Source organism: Luteococcus sediminum (assembly GCF_054783495.1).
The window spans coordinates 200339-220897 of the sequence record NZ_BAAGQL010000001.1 but is presented as its reverse complement, the minus strand read 5'-3'; the positions used below and the strand labels follow the sequence as shown (position 1 = coordinate 220897).

The following is a 20559-nucleotide window of genomic DNA, read 5'->3' as shown; positions in this document are numbered from 1 at the left end:
TCACTGGCCACCCTTCTGAATGAAGCCGCGCACGTACTCGGCGGCATTGGTCTCCAGCACGCCGTCGATCTCGTCGAGCAGCGCCTCGAAACCGTCGTCGGTGCGCTGTTCGCCCTGCTGCTGCACCTGCCCGGCCTCGGGATCGGTGCCGTCGCTGCTTCCGGGGCGCTGGATGCGCTGCTGCTCGCTCATGCCCGCCAGCCTAACGAGTCGAACAGGCTGGTCAGCTCGTCGATGGTGGTGGTGGACGCGATCCGGTCGTGCCACTGGGCCGCGGTGCCGTCGAAGGGTTGCACCAGCTGCAGGCTCCGTTCTCCTTGCGGGGTGGCCAGGACGATCCGGTCCCAGCTGGCGGCGACGACGTGGGTGCCGAATCGTTCCAGCAGGGTGCCGCGCAGCCAGGCGCGTGTGGTGACCGGCGGCCGGGTGGTCGCAGCGGTGACGTCGCCGTCGTCGACGATCGTCTGGACCGCACCGCTGGACTCCAGCCGGGCGAACAGTCCGTCGGTCAGGTCGGCGTAGCGCAGGTCGAGGGCCTGCAGCCGCGGATCGTCCCAGCCGAATCCGTGGCGCTGGCACAGGCCCTGCAGCAGGCGCAGTTTCACCACCCAGTCGAGCCGGTCTGCACAGCGCATCGGATCGACGGCCAGGTCGTCGAGGATGCCCCGCCAGTGGCGCTGCACGAGGGCGTCGTCCTCGCTGGAGAGGTGCTCCTCGGTGGCGTGGGCCCACAGCTGCTGCAGCTCGACGGCGGTGCGGGCCGTGCCGTCGGTGCAGGGCTGGCGCACGGTGCAGCTGGGGTCGTGGCTCCACGCCCTCATCGCCGCCACAGAATCGACGGGCTGGGGCAGGCGGGCTCCGGCCGTGATCGCGCGCAGCGCCAGGGAGGCCGAGCCGATCGTGACCAGGGTCGCCACGTGGCAGAGGTTGGCGTCGCCGGTGATGACGTGCAGGCGGCGGTGGGTGGCGCGGTCGGCGTGGGGTTCGTCGCGGGTGTTGATGATCGGGCGACGCAGGGTCGTCTCCAGCCCGACGAGCCGTTCGAAGAAGTCGGCGCGCTGGCTGGTCTGGAAGCCGGGCCGCTCCCCCGTCTCCCCGATCCCGACCCGCCCGGCCCCGTTGACCACGACGCGGCTGGCCAGGAAACCGGGGAACTGCTCCACGATGGTCTCGAAGGGAAGGCTCCGGGGCAGCAGGTGGTTCTCGTGGCGGCCATAGCTGCGGCCCTTGTTGTCGGTGGTGTTCTTCACCAGGTGGATCGTTAGACCGGTGCGCTGGCTCGCGGCCCGGGCGGCGGCGGTGTGCAGCTGGTCGCCGGCACGGTCCCAGACCAGCGCCTCCGTGGCGGTGGTGACCTCGGGCCCGGACCATTCGGGGTGGGCGTGGTCCACATAGCTGCGGCCACCATTGGCCAGCAGGCGATTGGCGACCGTCACCTGGTCGGTGAGCAGGTCGGGGTGGGCGATGTGGCGCGGCAGGACCGTGCCACGAGCGTCGACCAGGGGCTGCTCGTCGGCCAGGGTGAAGCTCGTGCCGGCCGCATCCACCGCCGCGATCACCGCCTCGGACAGGCTGATCGGGTCGGGCTGCGCCTCGCCGGGTGCGAGGCCCGTGACGAGGACGCCGTACTCGGTCTCGAGGCCCATGATGCTCATGCCTGCGACAGTATCCGGCCCCTCGTCCACAAACCTCACTGTGGGCGGGCGATGGTGCAGATGCTGCACCATCGGCACTTCTCACGGTGGTTTGTGGATGGGTGCTCGATAGGGTGGGCCCATGACGAAGCAAGTTGCGCTGGCGATCGACATGGTGCTCGTGGTGGTCTTCTCGATCATCGGGGTCCTCAGCCACGACGGGGACCTGGCGAACCGCCTTGTCCCGGTGGCCTGGCCCTTCCTGCTGGCCTGCGCCGTGGCCTGGGCGATCCTGCTCCTGCGCCGCCGTCCGGTCGGGACCGTGATGGCCGGCGTCTTCGTCTGGCTGGTGACCGCCTGGGGTGGGCTGGCCCTGCGAGCTGCCGTCGGTGGCGGGACGGCCTTCGCCTTCATGGTCGTGACCACCGTGGTCACCGGCCTCTTCCTGGTGGGCTGGCGGCTCATCTTCCGCAAGAAGCTCGCCGGGCTCTGAGCCAGACCCCAGCGACGCACAGCGAGGTCTGGCGCTCGGTGGGGAGCTCAGCGAGTGCTTGGATCGACGCATGCCGTCCAACCTTTCGTGTGAGCGCCAAGAACATCGCCGTCCGTGGCTGCTGGTCCTCGCCGGCCGCCCCGGCACGGGCAAGACGACGCTGGCCGCCAACGTCGTGCGCGCCACCGGCGCCGGCTACCTGCGGGTGGACGTCGTCGAGTCCCTCCTGGCGCACGACCAGGGCGAGGTAGGTGCCGCCGGCTATGCCGTCTGCCACGGGCTGGCGCGCTCCAACCTCCTGCTGGGCAATGACGTCGTGGTCGATGCCGTCAACCCCGTACCCGAGGCGCGCGCCTCCTGGGCCCAGACCGCGGCCGACGCTGGGGCAGACCTGCACGTCGTCGAACTCCACCTGGATGACGAGGCCGAGCATCGCCGCCGCGTCGAGCAGCGCACGGCCGATCTCGACGGTCACCGGCCGCCCACCTGGGCTGAGGTGACGGCCTCGGACTGGACGCCATGGGACGTCGAGCCTGACGGGCCCCGCGCCCGCATCGATGCATCAGACCCGGACGAGGCACTAGACCAGACGCTTCGGCTGGTGGACGGCCCATTGGTGGGGCTCTACGCCTTTCCCGGTGAGCTCCGTGAGCGGCTCGTCGGAGCCATCTTCGACGGCACCAAGGTCGCCACCACCGGGCTGCTGGAGGAATACCGTCGCACCGGCGAGGAGCTGCCCCGCGTGGGAGACGAAGAGGCGGTGCTCGACTCGGACGGCAAGGTGGTCTGCGTCACCCGGACCACGACGGTCGAGGTGGTGGCCCTGGGCGAGGTCACCGACGACCATGCCCAGGCCGAGGGCGAGGGCCACGCCGACGCGGCCGCCTGGCGGCGTGCCCACGAAGAGTTCTGGATCTCGCCGGAATTCGTCGCGGACCTTGGCGACCCACCCCTCGTCTTGAACGACGACACCCCGGTGGTGTGCACCAGGTTCGAGGTGGTCCGTCGGGTGGGCGCCAGCTAGCGGTCAGGCCCGCCCCGCCAGGAAGCGCGGCAACCACAACCCCTCCCAGTCGGGGATCTCCTGCTCCATGTGTGCGGGACGTTCGGGAGCGCGGTCGGGCAGCCAGTACTGGCCCGCCTCGCGGCAGAGGTAGCCGTAGTTGACCAGTTCGCGGCGCCAGAAGGCATGATCGTCGACGACCTGGCCGAGGAGCTGGTTGATCTGCGTCTCGCTGTAGCGCCCCCGTGGATCGAAGAGGCCGACCAGGTGCAGCAGCACGTGGACGCGCACCTTGCGGCGGGCGGGGAAGCTGACCAGGCGGCCGTCACCGAGGAAGCGCCCCAGGATCTTGTGGTGCTCGTCGCGGGCGCGTCGCCAGGCCGCGTCGGTGCGTTCGCTGGGCGAGTCGTCGGGAACTCCGGCATCACCCAGCAGCTCGGCCCGGGCGGAGGTGTAGTTGGTGCCGGTCTCGCGCATGCGGCGGCGCACCAGGGTCTTGAAGTCCTTGTCGCGTGTCATCTCATACCTCGACCGGGCGACGCACCCCCAGTCTGCCCGTCCGGTCGGACGATGATCACCACGAAGCAACCCGAGGATCTGCTCCCCTTCGCCTCGACGCGGGAACTGGGGTCCGTGCGTGGGCTCGGCGCTGGGTCTCGCCGTGGGTGCCACTGTGCCACAGAAACAGGGTGTCTCGCCCGGATTCTGCCGACCAGCACTCCCACATACCCGTCGTCCTCCCTGGGCTTGGGCGCCGAACCCTGAAGAAGGTGGCCGCCCCCACACGTTGCGACGTCAGGGTCGTGACACCCAGGTCAGGGTCGGGACATGTGCCTCAGGACCACGAAGTCCCCCACATGTTCGTGGACGACGAATCCTTGCTGCGAGAAGTGCGCGATCGCCTGGGGTGCCCACCCCGATGCCCCGCCGTAGCTGCGGCTCCCCAGATCGACGACCACCCACTCGGGCCGGATCGGTTCGCCCAGGTCGTCCGTGAAATTGGGCGGGAGCAGTTTTTGCGTCACCGGATGTGCGGCCGTCAGATGGGGTGTCACGTAGAAATCGGCGGCTACCGGGGCTCCCTCGGGAACAATGGCCATGGCCCGTCTGGCATCGTCCAGTCGGGCAGGGTCCGTGTTGTGCAGTGCTTCGTCCGTGGCCTTGCCACACGCAATTCCGAGCAGTGACAGGGCGAGCAGCACCCACGCCCACAAATGCCAGTGACGCATACGTCTGACGGCGTCGAGCACAGCGAAAGCGAGGATGACACTGGGGACCAGATTGTAGTGGAAGTCGTTACCCCAGTACGACGGATTGCCGCTGGCCGCCCTCGACACCAGCGCCGGTACCACCGCCAGAAGGACCGGAGATCGTAGGGAGAGGAAAGCCACGGCAGACAGCATCACCAGACCCGTCCATGCCAGCCCTTGGCAGCCCTACATGCTCAAGACGATGCTGCGCAAGCTCTGGCCGGTGTCCTGGACCTTGTCGGCGTACAACCAGCTGCCTGAGGGGCTGAATCGCGGGATAACCACCTGAACGGCAAACCACGTCCAGGAGGTCGCGGCAACCATGAGTACCACGGCCTGCCGCCGCGCCCCCTTGACCACTGCAACCAGAGCCAGTCCCAGCACGAGGAGCCCGGCATCCTCCTTGGTGAGTAGCAGGGCCAGTGACCACAGCATGAATGGCCTCCACCGCTCGAGGAGTAGCGCCGACAGCGCGAGTGCCAGCACCGGAAGGCCGAACCCGACCTCGTGCACGTCGAAGGTCATCCCCGACTGCACTCCGGGAGCGCCGGCAAGGGACAGTCCCAGGGCCACGGGAAGCAGCCGCTGCCCCGGCAGCAGGCGGCAGGCGGTGTGGACGAGGATTGCGCACGCGAGACCGAGACAGGCGGCCTGGAGCACCAACAGGGTGGTCGGGTCGGGTCGCACCCAGTAGGCGGGTACTGCACCCAGGATGATCGGATGCAGGTGGTCACCCCAGAGATTCATCGCGACGGCCTTCATGGAGCTGGTGGGCCACGTGCCAAGGGCGAGCGTGCGCACGCCCTGGTCGAAGATGGCCAGGTCCATCCCGGTGCCCAGTCGGGCGTGGATGCGAGTGGCCAGCCAGGAGTAGGCCACGCTCACCAGCAGCCCCACACAGGCCGCCAAGACCTTTCCACCGTGTGCCACGTCCGCGTCCTGGCCCCGGCCCCTCGTGATCCTCACCGGCAGCGGACTATCCCCACCGCCCCCAGGCAGTGTCGCCGTGGTCGGCACCGCGAGGAAGGGCATGCTCCGCGCGTCACCCGGATTCGGAGTGAACCACGCCGCCACAAGGACGGCGGCGCAGGCCATGAATTCGGCCCGGTGTGCGCCTCAGAAGCGCTTGAGGAACGCCTCGTCGGTCTCGGTGGCCTGGTGCGGGGTGCCGTCGTCGTCCAGATGCGTGTAGGTGCTGGTCTGCAGCTCGCCGGTGGCCTGGTAGCCCAGTCGCTGGACGAGCCGACGCGCGTCGTGGTTGTCGAGGCCGACCATGACCCGCAGCGAGCCGGTCAGGCGCGCGAGTTCCTCCACGGCCGTCACCAGTCGCGTGCCGATCCCCTGACCGCGGCGGTCGGGGTGGACGTGCAGGTCGTGCAGCTCCCAGGGTTCGCCGAAGCGCACCCCCACGAGGCCAGCGGCCTCACCGTCGACGGTCACGGCCAGGCCGAAGCCGGTGCCCTCGGTGCGCGAACGCAGCAGGCTCGTGGCGCGGTCGGCCCAGTCGGCACCGAGCTCGCTGAAGGCGTCGACGTGGTGCTGCTCGATGCGCGAGACGGCGACCTGCGCCTCGCCCTTCCTGGCACCTCGGGAACTGGGCTGTTTGCGCTGCTTGGCCATCAGTCGACCGCCGTCCCGCGGCCCGAGCCCACCAGGGAGCGCAGGAAGACGATGCGTTCCCCGCGACGGCCGCTGATGCGCGCCCAGTCGTCGGGATTGCTGGTGTTGGGCAGGTCCTCGTTCTCGACGAACTCGGCGCGGCAGGCCTCGACGATCCCCTCGCGGGAGACGCCTCCGGGGCCGCCGGCCAGTTCGTCCTTGATGGCGGCGGTCTTGGCGCGGTCGACCACATTGCGCAGCATGGCGCCGCTGGCGAAGTCGCCGAAGTGGAGCACCTCGCGGGCGCCGCTGGCATAGGTGACCTCGAGGAAGCGGTTGCGGTCGGCGACGGCGAAGATCTCCTCGACGGCCAGCTCCACCAGCGCGCAGGCGGACTCGACGCCGGGCGCCAGTGGTGTGGCCTCGGTGAGGTACTTGGACAGGATCTCGCGGGCGCCGTCGGCGTCGGGGCGCTCCAGCTTCACCTTCACGTCCAGGCGCCCGGGGCGCAGGATGGCCGGGTCGATCATGTCCTCCCGGTTGGAGGCACCGATGATGATGACATTGTCGATGCCCTCCACCCCGTCGATCTCGCTGAGCAACTGCGGCACGATCGTGTTCTCCACGTCGGAGCTGACGCCGGAGCCGCGGGTGCGGAAGAGGGAGTCCATCTCGTCGAAGAAGACCACCACCGGGCGGCCGTCGCTGGCATGCTCCCGGGCGCGGGCGAAGATGGCGCGGATCTGGCGCTCGGACTCGCCCACGTACTTGGTGAGCAGCTCGGGGCCCTTGACGTTGAGGAACCAGGAGCCGCCCTCGGCGCCCGATGCACCCCCGCCCAGGGCATTGGCGACGGCCTTGGCGATCATCGTCTTGCCGCAGCCCGGAGGGCCGTAGAGCAGGATCCCCTTGGGGGCGGTGAGCTGGTAGCGATGGTAGGCATCCCTGTGCTGGAAGGGGAGCTCGACGGCGTCGCGGATCTGCTGGATCTGCTGGCCCAGGCCGCCGATGTCGTCATAGGAGACGTCGGGCACCTCCTCCAGCACCAGTTCCTCCACCTGGCTGCGCGCCACCCTGGCCAGCGCGAGTCCCGCCCTGCGGTCCACCAAGACAGTGTCGCCGGCGTCGACGTCGACCTCGTCGAGGCTGGGAACCCGGGCCAGCAGCACCTCGTCGCCGGCCGACGACTGCACCACCACTCCCCCGGGTCCGGCCTCGACCACCCGGGCGAGGTCGCCCGAGAGTGGCAAGTCACACAACGCGACGGCGACGCTCGACTCGTTCAGCAGCACGCCGCGCCCCACCTGGGCGCCGCTGAGCACCTCCGGCAGCGCCGCGACCCGCATCAGCCGTCCCAGGGCGCTGACCTCGAGCATGCCGGGATCCTCGCCGGATGCCTCGACGATCCGCACCACCAGCACCAGGTTCAGCGGCGGCTTCGACAGCGCGTCGACCTGCTGCTTCAACCCGACCAGCCGCGAGCGCGCCTCCTTGAGGGTGGCGTTGAGCTTCTCATTCTGCGCCGCCAGGTTGCGGGCGTCCGCGCGGGCATCGGCCATGCGTCGTTCGGCGACCCCGAGGCGGTGGTCGAATCCCTTGCCGGGCTGGCAGTTCGGGTCGAAGGGCATGTCAGGCGCCCGTCTCCTCGACGGATGCCGGCTCGATGGTGGCCGACGGCGCGGGCACGCCGAGCTCCGACGGGCGTCCCGGACGGGGCTCTGCCATGCCGTTCTCGGGGACCTCCTGGTTGCTCATCGGCACGTTCTTGGGGCGCGGTCCGGTGTAGTCGGGGCCGTAGGCGCCGGCGGCGGGGCGACGCTTGCGCATCGGGGCCTCGACGCCGGGGGCCAGGCGACGCGAGTGCACCAGGAAGCCGGTGTGGCCGGTGGAGCCGTGCCCGGGCCGGATCGCGAGGCCCTCGGCGTGCCAGTCGCGCTGGGTGGTCTCGGTGGCCTGCGGTTCGGTCCAGCCGCCGTGGGCGCGCAGGGTGTCCATGACGCGGCCGAGCTGGGTAGCGGTGGCGACGTAGCAGGTGAGCACGCCGCCGGGCACCAGCACGTCGCCGACGGCGTCGATGCACTCCCAGGGGGCGAGCATGTCGAGCACGGCACGGTCGACGGGTTCGTCGCGCAGGCTCTCCACCAGGTCACCGACGGTCAGCTTCCAGCCCGGGTGGGCTTCGCCCAGGAAGGTCTCGACGTTGTTGCGGGCCACTTCGGCGAAGTCCTCGCGGCGCTCGTAGGAGTTGAGGGTGCCGTTCGGTCCGATGGCGCGCAGCATCGCCAGCGACAGGGCGCCGGAGCCGACGCCGGCCTCCAGCACCCGGGCGCCGGGGTAGATGTCTCCCCACATGATGATCTGGGCTGCGTCCTTGGGGTAGATGACCGCGGCCTCGCGAGGCATCGAGACCATGTAGTCGTTGAGCAGCGGGCGCATCACCAGGTAGGTGGCGCCGCCGACGCTGTCGACGGTGATCCCCTCGGGCTGGCCGATGATCTGCTCGTGGCGGATTCCGCCCTTGGTGGCGTGGAAGCTCTTGCCAGGCGTGAGCAGCAGCGAGTGGCGTCGTCCCTTGGAGTCGGTGAGGGTGACGCGTTCGCCGGCCTGCATCACGCCGGTGCGCACGCCCGACAGGTTCTCGGTGACCGGCGGCGGGGGCGCCACCAGCTTGGCGGGCTGGCCGATGCAGCGGCGGTAGAGCTGGAAGAGCTGTGCGACGGTGACGTCCTGCAGGCTGTCGATCACGACGCGTCGGCGGGCCTCGGGCACCGGGGCCATGGCCGGGATGGCGACCACGACGGCACCGGCGCCGTTGCCGCTGTCGGCTCCGGTGGTGCTGTCCTCGAGCACCAGGCACTTGGTGACGTCGACCCCGAGCAGTTCGGCGGCCCTGCGATAGGGCTCGGGGTCCGGCTTGTTGGCACTGACCTCGTCGCCGCCGACGATCTCGCTGAAGCCCAGCGCGGGCAGCCCGGCCAGGATCTTGTCGATCATGTGGCGGGGACTGGAGCTGACCAGCGCGAGTTTGACCCCCTGCTGTTCCATCTCGGCGAGCAGTGCGCGGGTGCCGGGCAGGAAGAGTTCCTCGCCCTGGTGGGTGGCACTCTCGATGACTCCGCCGACGAGGTCGTCGAGGATCGTGCCCGCATCGACCCGGCCGCCGCTGCGCTCGGAGAAGATCTCGGCCAGGCGCGTGACGGCGGTGCCGACGATGCTGGCCGATTCCTGCTCGCTCCACTCGATGCCGTGGCGCCGGGCCACCTCCACCTCCATCTGCGTCCACAGGGGCTCGGTGTTGACCAGGGTGCTGTCGAAGTCCCACAGGACGGCCTCGGGGCGGGCTGCGGTGAACGAGGAATTCTTCATGATGTCTACCATTCTTCCAGAGTGGGTGCACCACCCGACCAAAGATCCATGCCGACTGGCTCCGGATCAGTCAGGATGGGAGTGACACGATCGACCCGGAAGGCTTCTGATGACCACTCCCGACGACGCCCAGTCGCCCACCCCCGACGGCCCCGGCATGCAGCCGGGCACCGGTTCCTCCGCCGCGCCGCGGCCCGACCAGAGCACCCAGACCCCCAGCACGCAGTTCCCGCCGCCCCAACAGCCCGTTGCCCCCGCCCCCATGGCACCCAAGGGCAAGTCCTCCCGGCGCACCATCCAGTTCGGCGGGCCCGATCCCGAGCCCAACTGGTTCCACCGCGGCTTCGGCATCGGCGCCGGTGCTGCGTTGGGCATCGGCGTGGTCACCCTGGCCCTGTCCCTGATCGCGAGCACCTTGATGGGTCTGCTGTTCACCGCCCTCGGCGCGGCCCTCAGCAAGGTCGGTATGGGCAGCTCCAGTGACCTGAGCACCGCCACCGAAACCGTCTGGGGCCCCGAGGACGCCAAGGACACGCTGCGCGCCATCGACGTGCGCGGCGCCATCATGGCCGGCGGCGACTCCGGCATGGGCCTCACCCAGGCCACCTACGGCTACGAGATCGCCGACACCATCGACAAGATCGACAAGGACGACGCCGGCGGCCTGGTGCTGCGCATGGACACCCCCGGCGGCACCATCAACGGCGCCCGCGCCATCGGTGAGGCCGTCGAGCGCTACCAGAAGCGCACCGGCCACAAGGTCGTCGCGGTCGTCGAAGGCATGAGCGCCTCGGGCGGCATGTTCGCGATGGCCCCCGCCGACCGGATCATCGCCGACCACGGCACCCTGACCGGCAGCATCGGCGTGATCAGCGGCCCCTTCGAGCGCTACAAGGACGTCAAGGCAGTCGACGGCGGCCTGCTGGGCGGCGGCGTCACCACCACCGGCGGCATCGAGAGCGAGTACATCAGCGCCGGCAAGGGCAAGGACTTCGGCAATCCCTTCCGCGACATGACCGCCGAGGAGCGCAAGGTCTGGAGCGACGGCATCAACCGCGAGTACGACGGCTTCGTCAACTGGGTCTCGACCCACCGAAAGATCCCTGCCGCAACGATCCGCAATGACCTGGGCGCGCACATCTTCGATCCCGAGACGGCCAAGGAGAAGAAGCTCGTCGACGATGTGATGGGCCGCGACGAGGCCTACCGGGCCGCCGCCAAGCTGAACGGGCTGGACCCGGCCAGCACCAAGATGGTGGCCTCGGCCATGCCCGGCTTCTGGCAGTCGGTGCTCTCCTCCGAGGCGCGCATCCCCGGCCTGGCGCCGGCCGCCACCGCCCAGGAGGGCCAGCAGCCGGTGGTCACCTCCACCATCTGCTCGGGTTCCCCGCAGGTGCTGGCCTGGAACGGCCCGACGGCCCAGTTCTGCGGGCGCTGACCCGCAGGATCAGCCCCGACGCACCAGGCGCGCCACGGCGCCCGCAGGCAACCGCTTGCGGGCGCCGTTGAGCACCCGGCCCAGTTCGACGCGCACCATGTGCTCGATGCGGGGACGGTGGGTGCCACGAAGCGTCGCGGACTCCACCGCGTGCTCGGCGACGGCCCGGTCGAAGTCGGAGCCCTCGAAGCCCTCGGCCAGCCCGGGCATCGCCGCCAGCGCGCTCAGGGTGAAGACGTAGTGGTGGGTGCCCGAGGGCGGGCAGGGGCCCTCGTAGCCCAGCGCGCGGGTGCCCTGTCCCTGCACGGCACCGTCGGGCAGCAGTCCGGCCTCCAGCGCCGAGACGTGGCCGGGCAGCAGCACAATCCAGTGGCGGTAGTCGGGGGCGTCGACGTCGGTGAGCTGCAGCGCCCAGGCGGCGGGGGCCGGCGCGTCACTGGTCCACTCCAGTGCGGGCGACAGGTTCTCCCCCTGCCCGGGGCCCACCACCTGGACCGGGAGCGGCTGGCGGTCAGTGATCGTGGGGCTGGTCAGACGCAACATGGATCCAAGACTAGTTGGGGGCTGTCAGGTGCAGGCGGTGTATGGCGTTGACGGGCAGCAAAGGAACAGGCCTGGGAGGACCAGGTGTGGGAATGGGCAGGAGGACCCGGCCGGGGCCGGGTCCTCCTGGGGTTTTGCGATCCTGCTGGGTGTGCCGCGGCCTCACTCAGGCGGCGTGCTCGCAGGTGGGGCAGGTGCAGTTGGCGCAGTCGCACTTCGCGCAGGTGTCATTGCAGCCGTCGCAGGTGCAGGTATTGCACTCATCGTAGTGGCCGTCGTGCTGGAAGTGTGCGTGGCCGTCGTGGATGTAGTCGACGTGGTCGCCGTGCTGGACCGCCTCGTGGCCGCAGTCGGTGCCGTGCTGGTGGTCGTGTCCGATGTGCTCGGTGTGCTCGAGGGTGGCGCTCATGGTGACTCCTCCTGATGGGTTGTGCTGTGTGCCGGTGGTGCTGACACGGTCAACACTTTCCCACCCATCACCCATTGTCAACCACTGGTATGACACTCACCATCACTCTCAACAAGTGCTGCGGAGGTGCTGGTCAGGGCCTCTTGGGAGGCACTCCCAACTGAGGCGCGTGCCGGGCAGTGGACCTGCCCGGCACCCACCTCACTTCGCGTTGAAGTACTTCGCCTCCGGGTGGTGCACCACGATCGCGTCGGTGGACTGTTCCGGGTGCAGCTGCAGCTCCTCCGACAGCTCGACCCCGATCCGCTCGGGGCGCAGCAGGGCGACGAGCTTCGCGCGGTCCTCCAGGTCGGGGCAGGCCGGGTAGCCGAAGGAGTAGCGCGAGCCGCGGTAGTCCTGCTTCTGGATCGCCCGGTCCACCGTCGACTGGGTGGCGGCGTAGCCGAGCTCCTCGCGGGTGCGGGCATGCCAGTACTCGGCCAGCGCCTCGGTGAGCTGCACGCTCAGCCCGTGCAGCTCGAGGTAGTCGCGGTAGGAGTTGGCCTCGAACAGCTTGGCTGTCTCGCGCGCCACCTCGCTGCCCATGGTGACCAGCTGCATCGGCAGCACGTCGGGGCCGTGGGCGTCGAACTCGGCCTTGTCGCGGAAGAAGTCGGCCAGGCACAGGCGACGGTCCCGGCGCTGCCGCGGGAAGGTGAAGCGGGTCAGTTCCCGGCCGTGGTCCTCGGGGTCGAGCAGCACCAGCGTCTCGTCGATCGAGTAGACCGGGAAGTAGCCGTGCACGACGGCGAAGTTGGCCAGCGAGTCGGCCTTGATGCGGTCCAGCCACATGCGCAGTCGCGGCCGCCCCTCGGTCTCCACCAGCTCCTCGTAGGAGGCACCGTCCTGGCCACGTCCCGGCTTGAGACCCCACTGCCCCAGGAAGGTGGCGCGCTCGTCGAGCCAGTCGACCACCTCGGCCAGCTTGATGCCCTTCACGACGCGACTTCCCCAGAAGGGCGGCGTGGGGACGTCCACTCCCCCTTCGGGCGTGGGGCGGGCGACGTCGCTGCGCACGCCCAGCTCGGGCTCCTCGATCTCGACGCTGGGGCCCTTGGGGACGCGTCGCGGCTTGATCTCGGGCAGCTTGGCGCCGGGCTCGCCGCGCTTCACGGCCATCACGGCATCCATGAGGGCCAGGCCCTCGAAGGCGTCCTTGGCGTAGCGCACGTCGCCGGAGAACTGCTCGTTGAGGTCGTGCTCGACGAAGCTGCGGGTCAGCGCCGCGCCACCCAGCATCACCGGGTACTTGCCGCCCAGGCCCTGGGCGTCGAGCTCGGCGAGGTTGTCCTTCATCACCATGGTGGACTTCACCAGCAGGCCGCTCATGCCGATCGCGTCGGCCTGGTGCTTCTCGGCTGCCTCGACGATCGCACTGATTGGCTGCTTGATGCCCAGGTTCACCACGGTGTAGCCGTTGTTGCTGACGATGATGTCGACCAGGTTCTTGCCGATGTCGTGCACGTCGCCCTTGACCGTGGCCAGCACGATGGTGCCCTTGCCCTTGCGGCCCTGGCCGGAACCGCTCGGATCGTCGTCCTCGACCGTCTCCATGTGGGGTTCGAGGTGGGCCACCGCCGTCTTCATCACCTCGGCAGACTGCAGCACGAAGGGCAGCTGCATCTGGCCCGACCCGAACAGCTCACCGACCACCTTCATGCCGGCCAGCAGGTCCTCGTTGATGATGTCGAGGGCCTTCTTGGTCTGCATGGCCTCGTCGAGGTCGGCCTCCAGGCCCTTGGCCTCGCCGTCGATGATGCGCCGCTGCAGGCGCTCGGCCAGTGGCAGCGCCGCCAGCTCGGCGGCCCGCGAGGCGCGCATGTCTGCCGCCTTGACGCCCTCGAAGAGCTGCAGGAACTTCTGCAGCGGGTCGTAGGCGGGCTGGTCGTCGGTGGCGGGCCGGCGACGGTCGTGAACCAGGTCGAGCGCGACCTCGCGCTGCTGTTCGGGGATGCGGTCCATCGGCATGATCTTCGCCGCGTGCACGATCGCCGAGTCGAGCCCGGCCTGGACGCACTCGTGCAGGAAGACCGAGTTGAGCACGATGCGGGCGGCCGGGTTGAGCCCGAAGGAGATGTTGGACACGCCCAGCGTGGTGCGCACGCCGGGGTAGCGGCGCTTCAGCTCGCGGATCGCCTCGATGGTCTCGATGCCGTCGCGGCGGGTCTCCTCCTGGCCGGTGGCGATCGGGAAGGTGAGGCAGTCGACGAGGATGTCGCCGACCTCCATGCCCCAGTTCTGGGTGAGGTCGTCGATGAGGCGGCTGGCGACGCGCACCTTCCACTCGGCGGTGCGTGCCTGGCCCTCCTCGTCGATGGTCAGCGCGACGACCGCAGCGCCGTGTTCCCGCACGACGGGCATGAGGCGGGCGTAGCGGCTGGTGGGTCCGTCACCGTCCTCGAAGTTCACCGAGTTGATGACGCAGCGCCCGGCCAGGGTCTCCAGTCCGGCCTCGATCACCTCGGGTTCGGTGGAGTCGAGCACGATCGGCAGGGTGACGGCGGTGGTGAAGCGGCTGGCCAGGGCACGCATGTCGGCAGCGCCGTCGCGTCCCACGTAGTCGGTGCACAGGTCGAGCAGGTGGGCGCCGTCGCGGACCTGGGCCTTGGCGATCTCGACGCACTCGTCGATGTTGCCGGCGAGCATCGCCTCGCGGAAGGCCTTGGAGCCGTTGGCATTGGTGCGCTCGCCGATCGACAGGTAGCTGGCGTCCTGGGCGAAGGGCACCTCGCTGTAGAGCGAGCTGGCGCCGGTGACGTGCTCCGGGCTGCGCGGTGCGACCTCGCGTCCACCGACGGTCTCGGCGAGCAGCTTGATGTGCTCGGGCGTGGTGCCGCAGCACCCGCCGACGACCGCCAGGCCGTAGTCGGTGGCGTAGCGCTCCAGTGCGGTGGCCAGGCCCTCGGCGTCCAGCGGGTACTCGGCGCCGTTGGGGCCGAGCACCGGCAGACCGGCATTGGGCATGCAGCCCACCCCGGCGCGGCTGTGCTTGGCCAGGTGACGCAGGTGCTCGCTCATCTCGGCGGGACCGGTGGCGCAGTTCATGCCGATCACGTCCACCCCCAGCGGCTCCAGCGCGGTCAGCGCGGCGCCGATCTCGCTGCCCAGCAGCATCGTGCCGGTGGTCTCGACGGTGATGTTGACCAGGATCGGCAGGTCGACTCCGGCCGCGGCACGGGCACGCTTGGTGGCAATGACGGCCGCCTTGGCCTGCAGCAGGTCCTGGCAGGTCTCGATCTGCACGGCGTCGATGCCGCCGGCGATCATGGCCGAGACCTGGCGCTGGTAGGCGTCGCGGACGGCGGCGAAGGTGACGTGGCCGAGCGTCGGCAGCTTGGTGCCCGGGCCGACCGAGCCAAGGACGAAGCGCGGCTTCTCGTCGGTGCTGAACTCGTCGGCGACGCGGCGCGCGATGCGGGCACTGGCCTCGGCCAGCTCCTCGATCCGGTCGCTGATGCCGTACTCGCCCAGCGCGGCCAGGTTGGTGCCGAAGGTGTTGGTCTCCACCATGTCGGCGCCGGCCTCGAAGTAGGCGCGGTGGATCGACTCGATGACGTCGGGGCGGGTGATGCTGAGCACCTCGTTGCAGCCCTCGAGGTTCTCGAAGTCGTCCATGGTCAGGTCGACGGCCTGCAGCATCGTGCCCATCGCCCCATCGGCGACGAGCACACGACGGTTCAACAGGTCACGAAGGGAGGTAGTCATGGGGTCAAGCCTAGGGTGATGTGACCAAATTCACCGCCCAGCACCGATGCGTGGACAGGATCTGCAGCCAGCCCCGGAACGTCGCCAGTCACGCCCTGCGGGGTGGGAGTGTCACGCTGTGGGTGGAAAGGCCTGCTCGGACCGTGACTGAGAGCATGGTCAGCGGTCACGATGGAGCCATGAAGAAGCTGCTGAAGACCATCGCCTCCCTGAGCGCCGCCAAGCGCGGCGGCCTGTTCGCCTTCGTGAGCGTCGACCTCGCGGCCCGTGTCGCCGCGATCCGCGATGCCCTCAAGCGTGACGACGACGAGATCCGCGGCCCCAAGCTGGCCTGGATCGCCGCCCTGGCCATCGTGAACTCCGGCGGCGTGCTGCCGCTGGTCTACCGCAAGGTGGGCGTCACCACGAAGTGACCCCACTCCACCCCTGACACGGATCGGCCCGCTGGCCGTGGGTCTGCGCCCACGGCCAGCGGGCCGCTGCCATCACGCCGTGGCGAGCCTGGCCCGAAGGGATGCATTGGCCCTCTCGACGTTGAGTCGGGTGAGGAAGAACAGGATGATGCCGGTGGCGATGGCCGGGATCCACAGGTACATGAAATAGAGCATGGTGATGGCCGAGTCGGGCTGGGTGGTGGCCTTGCCGACGTAGCCGCTGGCCGCCAAGAGCCAGCCGGCCAGGGCGGTCCCGACGCCGCCGCCGATCTTCACGCCGAGGGTGGTGCAGGAGAACATCATTCCGTCGATGCGCTTGCCGGTGCGCAGGAAGCTGTACTCGGAGGCCTCGGCGATCAGCGCGTTGAGGGTTCCCTGCAGGGGGCTCATGCCGAACGACGCGATCGCGGAGCAGGCGATCATCAAGGGGATGTTGCCAAGGTAGCCGCTGGCCACCACGCCGAGCCGGCCCACCAGTGCGATGACGTAGCCCCACACATTGACCTTGAACATCTCGCCGTAACGCTTCACCAGCGCGGGGGTGAACAGCAGGCCGATGATGAGCGGAATGTTGATGGCCCACGCGAACACGCCCAGCTTGGTGGCGTCGCCCAGGATGTAGGTCATGAAGTAGATGCCCATGTTGAGGGTGGCGGTGAAGATCTGCTGCACCAGGAAGATCACCAGGATGATCAGGTAGTACTTGTTGCTGAGCAGGATCCGGGCGCCCTCCTTGAAGGTGTACTTGTCCGCGACACCAGTCTCGCGACCCTCGTCGAGTTCCTCCGGGGGGAGCTCCTTGACCGACATCACCGAGATGGTGTTCACCACCAACCCGATGACCGCGTAGATGATCGCGATCCAGCGCCAGCCGTCGGCGCCGCCACCCAGCGCGCGGACCCCCTGCACGGTGAAGGTCTGGATGAGCATGCTGGTGGTGAAGGCGAACATGAACCGGATGGAGCCCATCTGGACGCGTTCTGCGGAGTTCTTGGTGATGAGCGCGGTCAGCGCCGAGTAGGCGATGTTGTTGGCGGTGAAGAAGACGCTGTTGAGCAGGGTGTAGGCGATGAAGAACCACACGTACTGTGCGGTGTCACCCAGCCCCGAGGGGATGGCATAGCAGGCCACCAGGGTGATGGCGCAGCCCACATAGGGCCACAGCATCCAGGGCCTGGCCTTGCCCATGCGGGTGTGGGTGCGGTCCAGCAGGGCGCCGAAGCCGAGGTCGGTGACGCCGTTGAACAGCTGCGCGACCATCATCAGGGTGCCGATGACGCCGGGGTTGAGGCCCATCTGGTCGGTCAGGTAGATCATCAGGAAGGCCGACAGGAAGGCGTAGACGACGTTGCCGGCGACGTCGCCGGAGCCGTAGCCGATCTTGTTGCCCCAGGTGAGGTAGGTCTTCTGCGCCGTTGGCGCAGCGGGTGTGGTGCTCATGGGTGTGCCTTTCACGCTCCGGCCGGTGGCGCTCAGCGGGTGGTGGGAATGAGGGTGATGTCGATGTGGTGCACGTCGTCGTCGACGCGGTACTGCGGCAACAATTCGGGTCCGCAGCTGTTGGATCCGATGCCGGCCATGGCATGGTCGATGCACAGCACGGTGTGGCCGCTGGGCTGCAGTTCGACGTCGTGCCGGGCTGCGGTGAGCTGTTCCTGGGTGTACGGCGAGGCGTTGAACGAGAACGGTCGGGCGGCGCTGACCTGTAGGCCCGCCCCTGCCCCGGTGATGCTCATCCAGTCGCAGTCGCCGCGGCTGCCGCCCTCCTGCGGGCACAGGTAACCCACCTGCAAGTCGTCCACCGTGGCCTGGTAGCGGCCGTGGCGGCTGGCCTGTCGCTTGTCGGGGTAGTTCTCCTGGGGGCCGAGGCCGGCCCAGCCCACCTGGTCCATGGCCTGTGGCAGGAACAGCCGCAGCCCGAGCCGGGGCAGGGTGGGGAACCCGTCGGAGCGGCGCACGCGCATCCGGCAGGTGATCCGCCCCGCACCGTCGATGCTCCAGGTGGCCTCGATGCGGAGGATGGGCTGGATGGTGGGCGCCACCAGCGCCATGGACGCGGTGACCACCGCCTGGCCGTCGCCCACCTTCGCCTCGCAGTGGTAGGCGCGGGTGGTGGTCTGGTCGTAGCGCGCCCGCTGCCACTCGAGGCGGATACGGCTGTCGTTGTCGGTGGGGGCGCGCCACACGTTCACCTCGGCAGGCCGCTCCAGCAGCTCGGCGCCGGCCACCTGCAGTGACGTGGGCAGGCCGGTGGCTTTCGCGAACACGTAGCGGAACGTCTCGCCGGAGACGACGATGTCGTCGCCGTCGTCGACCACCTGCGGGGACGGCCCGTCGGCGGGGGCAGCGATCCGTGCGGCGTGCTGGTTGCGCGGGTCGGCCGTCGCCAGCTCCACCTCGTCGAATCCCAGTTCCTGTCCGGCCTCGCGGAGCGCGTCGCCCTGGCGCAACCGGTACTCCAGGCGCAGCTGGCAGCGGCCCGCCTCGGGCAGCCGCGGCCGACAGGTGACCTCGGCCACCTCGTGCGGCGCCACCGGCTGGTCCAGGACGAGGGGTTGGGACTCGACGACCTCTCCGTCGCAGACCAACTGCCAGGAGATGTCCACGGCCTGGTCGAGGTGGGTGAAGTCGAGGTCGTTGCGCAGCCGAAGCAGACCGCGGGCCTGGTCGTAGGAGACGACGCGGGCGGGGCGCTGCACGTTCTTCAGCTCCAACAACCCGCCGTGGGGGCGGCGGTCGGGCCACACCAGCCCGTCGACGCAGAAGTTGCCGTCGTGGACCGTCTCGCCGGAGTCGCCGCCGTACAGGTAGCGGGGGCGGCCGTCGGCGGTGTGGCCGTCGAGGATGGCGTGGTCACACCACTCCCACACGAACCCGCCACACAGCCGCGGCTCGTCGAGGATGACCTTCCAGTAGTCCTCCAGGTCGCCGGGGCCGTTGCCCATCGCGTGGCAGTACTCCACCAGGATGAGCGGCTTGTCGGGATCGCTGTCCAGGTAGTCGCGCATCTCCTGCTGGGAGGGGTACATGCGGCTGAACAGGTCGATGTTGGAGTAGTCGTAGCGCCGCTTGGAGTCTCGGTAGTAGGAGCTCTCGTAGTGGCTGAGCCGGGTGGGGTCGAAGTCCTTCATCCATTCCAGCGCCGCCTCGAAGGTGCAGCCGTAGGCGCACTCGTTGCCGGCCGACCAGGAGATGATGCTGGGGCGGTTCTTCTCGCGCTGCACGCACAGCTGGACCCGGTCGACGGTGGCCTCGGTCCAGTCCGGGTTGTCGGCGATTGGCTCATTCCAGTGTTCGACGACGTTGTCCCACTCGTCGTCGGCCAAGAACTGCGTCTGGGTGCCGTGGCTCTCGTTGTCGGCCTCGGACATCACCAGGAAGCCGTAGCGGTCGCACAACTGGTAGAAGCGCGGGTCGTTCGGGTAGTGGGAGCTGCGCACCGCGTTCACGTTGTGCTGGCGCATCATCCGCAAGTCGCGCACCATGTGGTCAAGGTCCACCACCCGCCCGGTGGCCGGGTCGGAGTCGTGACGGTTGACGCCGCGCAGCGTGACCGGCGCGCCGTTGAGGGTCAGGACGACGTCAGTCACGGCGACCTCGCGGATGCCCACTTCGTCGGTGACCACCTCGCCGGGGGTCTCGATGAGCAGGGTGTACAGCTGCGGGTCCTCGGGGTTCCACAGCCGCGCGCGGTCGACCACCAGCGTGGCCTGGTGGCTGTATCCGTGCCGATCCGCGGAGCGCTGCATGGTGGCGGCGGCCACCGTCGAACCGTCGGCATCCAGCAGCGTCAGCTCGGTGGGCACCGGCCCGCCGCGGTAGTTGCCGCGCACCGAGACCGTCGCACCGCCGTCGCCGTCGAGCCGGGTGGTGGTGAAGTAGTCGAAGAGCACCTGTTCGGGACGGTCGATGAGGTAGACGTCGCGGAAGATGCCGCTGGTACGGAACTTGTCCTGGTCTTCCAGGTAGGTGCCGTCGCACCACTTGAAGACCAGCACCTGCAGGCGGTTGGTGCCCTCGCGCAGGGCCTGGGTGACGTCGAACTCGCTGGTGGCGTGGCTGACCTGGCTGTAGCCGACGTAGTGGCCGTTGAGCCAGACGTAGAAGCAGGAGTCGACCCCTTCGAAGACCAGCGTGGTGTGCGGCGCCTGTGCCGTGGTGGTGTGCTCGAAGTCGACGACATAGGCGCCACAGGGATTGTCGGCGGGGACGAAGGGCGGGTCCAGCGGGATCGGGTAGCGCACATTCGTGTACTGGTGGGCGTCGTGGCCGGTGTGCTGCCAGGTGCTGGGCACCGTGACGGTCTCGAAACCGGAGGCGTCGAAGCCGTCGGTGCCGAAGCCGTCGGGCAGGTCGCGCATGCTGGCGTGGTACTGGAAGGCCCATGCCCCGTTGAGCAGCCGCACCCGGTCGGAGTCGGCCCGCGCCATCACCACGTCGGGCAGTGGCTGCGAGGCGGGCAGGTAGTAGGCGCGGGTGGGAAGGGTGTTCTCGTGAAGGACCTCGAGGCCCTGGTGGTGCTGGGGGATGTTCATCGCTGTGCTCCCTTGGCTGTTTCTCGTCCCTGCGTCCGGCGGCGTCGCCGGGTGGGATGGTTCAGGCGGGTGGGCCGCGGCGGTGCGGTCAGCCCGTGACGATCTGGCGCG

Annotated in this window: 14 protein-coding genes and 2 pseudogenes; 4 read left to right on the top strand and 12 right to left on the bottom strand. The window is 69.3% G+C overall.

The genetic code is table 11. From position 1 onward, the window contains the following. Positions 1-192, bottom strand: a complete 192-nt coding sequence (locus tag ACYVKA_RS00975; RefSeq protein ID WP_460702234.1) for a ubiquitin-like protein Pup — start codon at positions 190-192, stop codon at positions 1-3. Continuing rightward, positions 189-1655 (bottom strand): proteasome accessory factor PafA2 family protein, encoded by a 1467-nt coding sequence (locus ACYVKA_RS00970; protein WP_460702232.1) that lies wholly within the window; start codon positions 1653-1655, stop codon positions 189-191. The genes ACYVKA_RS00975 and ACYVKA_RS00970 overlap by 4 nt, the downstream gene beginning before the upstream one ends. A 121-nt stretch (positions 1656-1776) precedes the next feature. Between ACYVKA_RS00970 and ACYVKA_RS00965 the strand changes: the two genes are divergently transcribed. After that, the gene (locus tag ACYVKA_RS00965) at positions 1777-2127 is read left to right on the top strand and encodes a DUF3054 domain-containing protein (protein WP_460702230.1); all 351 of its coding nucleotides are present in this window, start codon (positions 1777-1779) and stop codon (positions 2125-2127) included. Positions 2128-2197: 70 nt separating this feature from the next. Then, positions 2198-3151: an ASCH domain-containing protein gene (locus tag ACYVKA_RS00960; RefSeq protein ID WP_460702228.1), complete on the top strand. Its 954-nt coding sequence runs from the start codon at positions 2198-2200 to the stop codon at positions 3149-3151. 3 nt (positions 3152-3154) lie between these two features. Here ACYVKA_RS00960 and ACYVKA_RS00955 read toward each other — a convergent pair whose 3' ends face one another. From ACYVKA_RS00955 to ACYVKA_RS00935, 5 genes and pseudogenes are all read right to left on the bottom strand, one after another. Continuing rightward, positions 3155-3649, bottom strand: a complete 495-nt coding sequence (locus ACYVKA_RS00955) for a DUF2087 domain-containing protein (RefSeq protein WP_460702226.1) — start codon at positions 3647-3649, stop codon at positions 3155-3157. A gap of 296 nt (positions 3650-3945) precedes the next feature. Next, positions 3946-5259, bottom strand: a pseudogene (locus tag ACYVKA_RS00950) (DUF2079 domain-containing protein). A 237-nt stretch (positions 5260-5496) separates the two neighbouring features. After that, positions 5497-6000, bottom strand: a complete 504-nt coding sequence (locus ACYVKA_RS00945) for a GNAT family N-acetyltransferase (protein ID WP_460702224.1) — start codon at positions 5998-6000, stop codon at positions 5497-5499. After that, positions 6000-7607 (bottom strand): proteasome ATPase, encoded by a 1608-nt coding sequence (arc, locus tag ACYVKA_RS00940; RefSeq protein ID WP_460702222.1) that lies wholly within the window; start codon positions 7605-7607, stop codon positions 6000-6002. Before arc ends, ACYVKA_RS00945 begins: the two co-directional genes overlap by 1 nt. Before the next feature lie 115 nt (positions 7608-7722). Further along, positions 7723-9345 (bottom strand): annotated as a pseudogene (locus ACYVKA_RS00935) (HAD-IA family hydrolase); the annotation flags it as partial. Positions 9346-9454: 109 nt separating this feature from the next. On the opposite strand from ACYVKA_RS00935, the gene ACYVKA_RS00930 reads away from it, so the two are divergent. Continuing rightward, the gene (locus tag ACYVKA_RS00930) at positions 9455-10783 is read left to right on the top strand and encodes a S49 family peptidase (RefSeq protein ID WP_460702220.1); all 1329 of its coding nucleotides are present in this window, start codon (positions 9455-9457) and stop codon (positions 10781-10783) included. Positions 10784-10792: 9 nt separating this feature from the next. Here the strand turns inward: ACYVKA_RS00930 and ACYVKA_RS00925 are convergent, their stop codons facing one another. The 3 genes from ACYVKA_RS00925 to metH all read right to left on the bottom strand — a co-directional run bounded on the left by ACYVKA_RS00925 (position 10793) and on the right by metH (position 15479). Then, positions 10793-11326 (bottom strand): YbhB/YbcL family Raf kinase inhibitor-like protein, encoded by a 534-nt coding sequence (locus ACYVKA_RS00925; protein ID WP_460702218.1) that lies wholly within the window; start codon positions 11324-11326, stop codon positions 10793-10795. Positions 11327-11492: 166 nt separating this feature from the next. Then, entirely contained in the window at positions 11493-11735 is a 243-nt protein-coding gene (locus ACYVKA_RS00920; RefSeq protein WP_460702216.1) for a hypothetical protein, read from the bottom strand. A 201-nt stretch (positions 11736-11936) separates the two neighbouring features. After that, positions 11937-15479 (bottom strand): methionine synthase, encoded by a 3543-nt coding sequence (gene metH, locus ACYVKA_RS00915; RefSeq protein WP_460702214.1) that lies wholly within the window; start codon positions 15477-15479, stop codon positions 11937-11939. Positions 15480-15658: 179 nt separating this feature from the next. Between metH and ACYVKA_RS00910 the strand changes: the two genes are divergently transcribed. Continuing rightward, positions 15659-15892 (top strand): hypothetical protein, encoded by a 234-nt coding sequence (locus ACYVKA_RS00910; protein ID WP_394277744.1) that lies wholly within the window; start codon positions 15659-15661, stop codon positions 15890-15892. A gap of 72 nt (positions 15893-15964) precedes the next feature. Here ACYVKA_RS00910 and ACYVKA_RS00905 read toward each other — a convergent pair whose 3' ends face one another. Further along, positions 15965-17353 (bottom strand): MFS transporter, encoded by a 1389-nt coding sequence (locus ACYVKA_RS00905; RefSeq protein ID WP_460702212.1) that lies wholly within the window; start codon positions 17351-17353, stop codon positions 15965-15967. Between the two features lie 32 nt (positions 17354-17385). Beyond that, positions 17386-20448, bottom strand: a complete 3063-nt coding sequence (locus ACYVKA_RS00900; protein WP_460702210.1) for a glycoside hydrolase family 2 TIM barrel-domain containing protein — start codon at positions 20446-20448, stop codon at positions 17386-17388. Positions 20449-20559 lie beyond the last annotated feature (111 nt).

Coding starts and splice junctions, on each gene's coding strand:
- ACYVKA_RS00930 (WP_460702220.1), top strand. CDS start 9,455: ATGACCACTCCCGACGACGCCCAGTCGCCCACCCCCGACGGCCCCGGC.
- ACYVKA_RS00970 (WP_460702232.1), bottom strand. CDS start 1,655: ATGAGCATCATGGGCCTCGAGACCGAGTACGGCGTCCTCGTCACGGGC.
- ACYVKA_RS00905 (WP_460702212.1), bottom strand. CDS start 17,353: ATGAGCACCACACCCGCTGCGCCAACGGCGCAGAAGACCTACCTCACC.
- ACYVKA_RS00975 (WP_460702234.1), bottom strand. CDS start 192: ATGAGCGAGCAGCAGCGCATCCAGCGCCCCGGAAGCAGCGACGGCACC.
- ACYVKA_RS00925 (WP_460702218.1), bottom strand. CDS start 11,326: ATGTTGCGTCTGACCAGCCCCACGATCACTGACCGCCAGCCGCTCCCG.
- ACYVKA_RS00955 (WP_460702226.1), bottom strand. CDS start 3,649: ATGACACGCGACAAGGACTTCAAGACCCTGGTGCGCCGCCGCATGCGC.
- ACYVKA_RS00960 (WP_460702228.1), top strand. CDS start 2,198: ATGCCGTCCAACCTTTCGTGTGAGCGCCAAGAACATCGCCGTCCGTGG.
- metH (WP_460702214.1), bottom strand. CDS start 15,479: ATGACTACCTCCCTTCGTGACCTGTTGAACCGTCGTGTGCTCGTCGCC.
- ACYVKA_RS00910 (WP_394277744.1), top strand. CDS start 15,659: ATGAAGAAGCTGCTGAAGACCATCGCCTCCCTGAGCGCCGCCAAGCGC.
- ACYVKA_RS00900 (WP_460702210.1), bottom strand. CDS start 20,448: ATGAACATCCCCCAGCACCACCAGGGCCTCGAGGTCCTTCACGAGAAC.
- ACYVKA_RS00920 (WP_460702216.1), bottom strand. CDS start 11,735: ATGAGCGCCACCCTCGAGCACACCGAGCACATCGGACACGACCACCAG.
- ACYVKA_RS00965 (WP_460702230.1), top strand. CDS start 1,777: ATGACGAAGCAAGTTGCGCTGGCGATCGACATGGTGCTCGTGGTGGTC.
- ACYVKA_RS00945 (WP_460702224.1), bottom strand. CDS start 6,000: ATGGCCAAGCAGCGCAAACAGCCCAGTTCCCGAGGTGCCAGGAAGGGC.
- arc (WP_460702222.1), bottom strand. CDS start 7,607: ATGCCCTTCGACCCGAACTGCCAGCCCGGCAAGGGATTCGACCACCGC.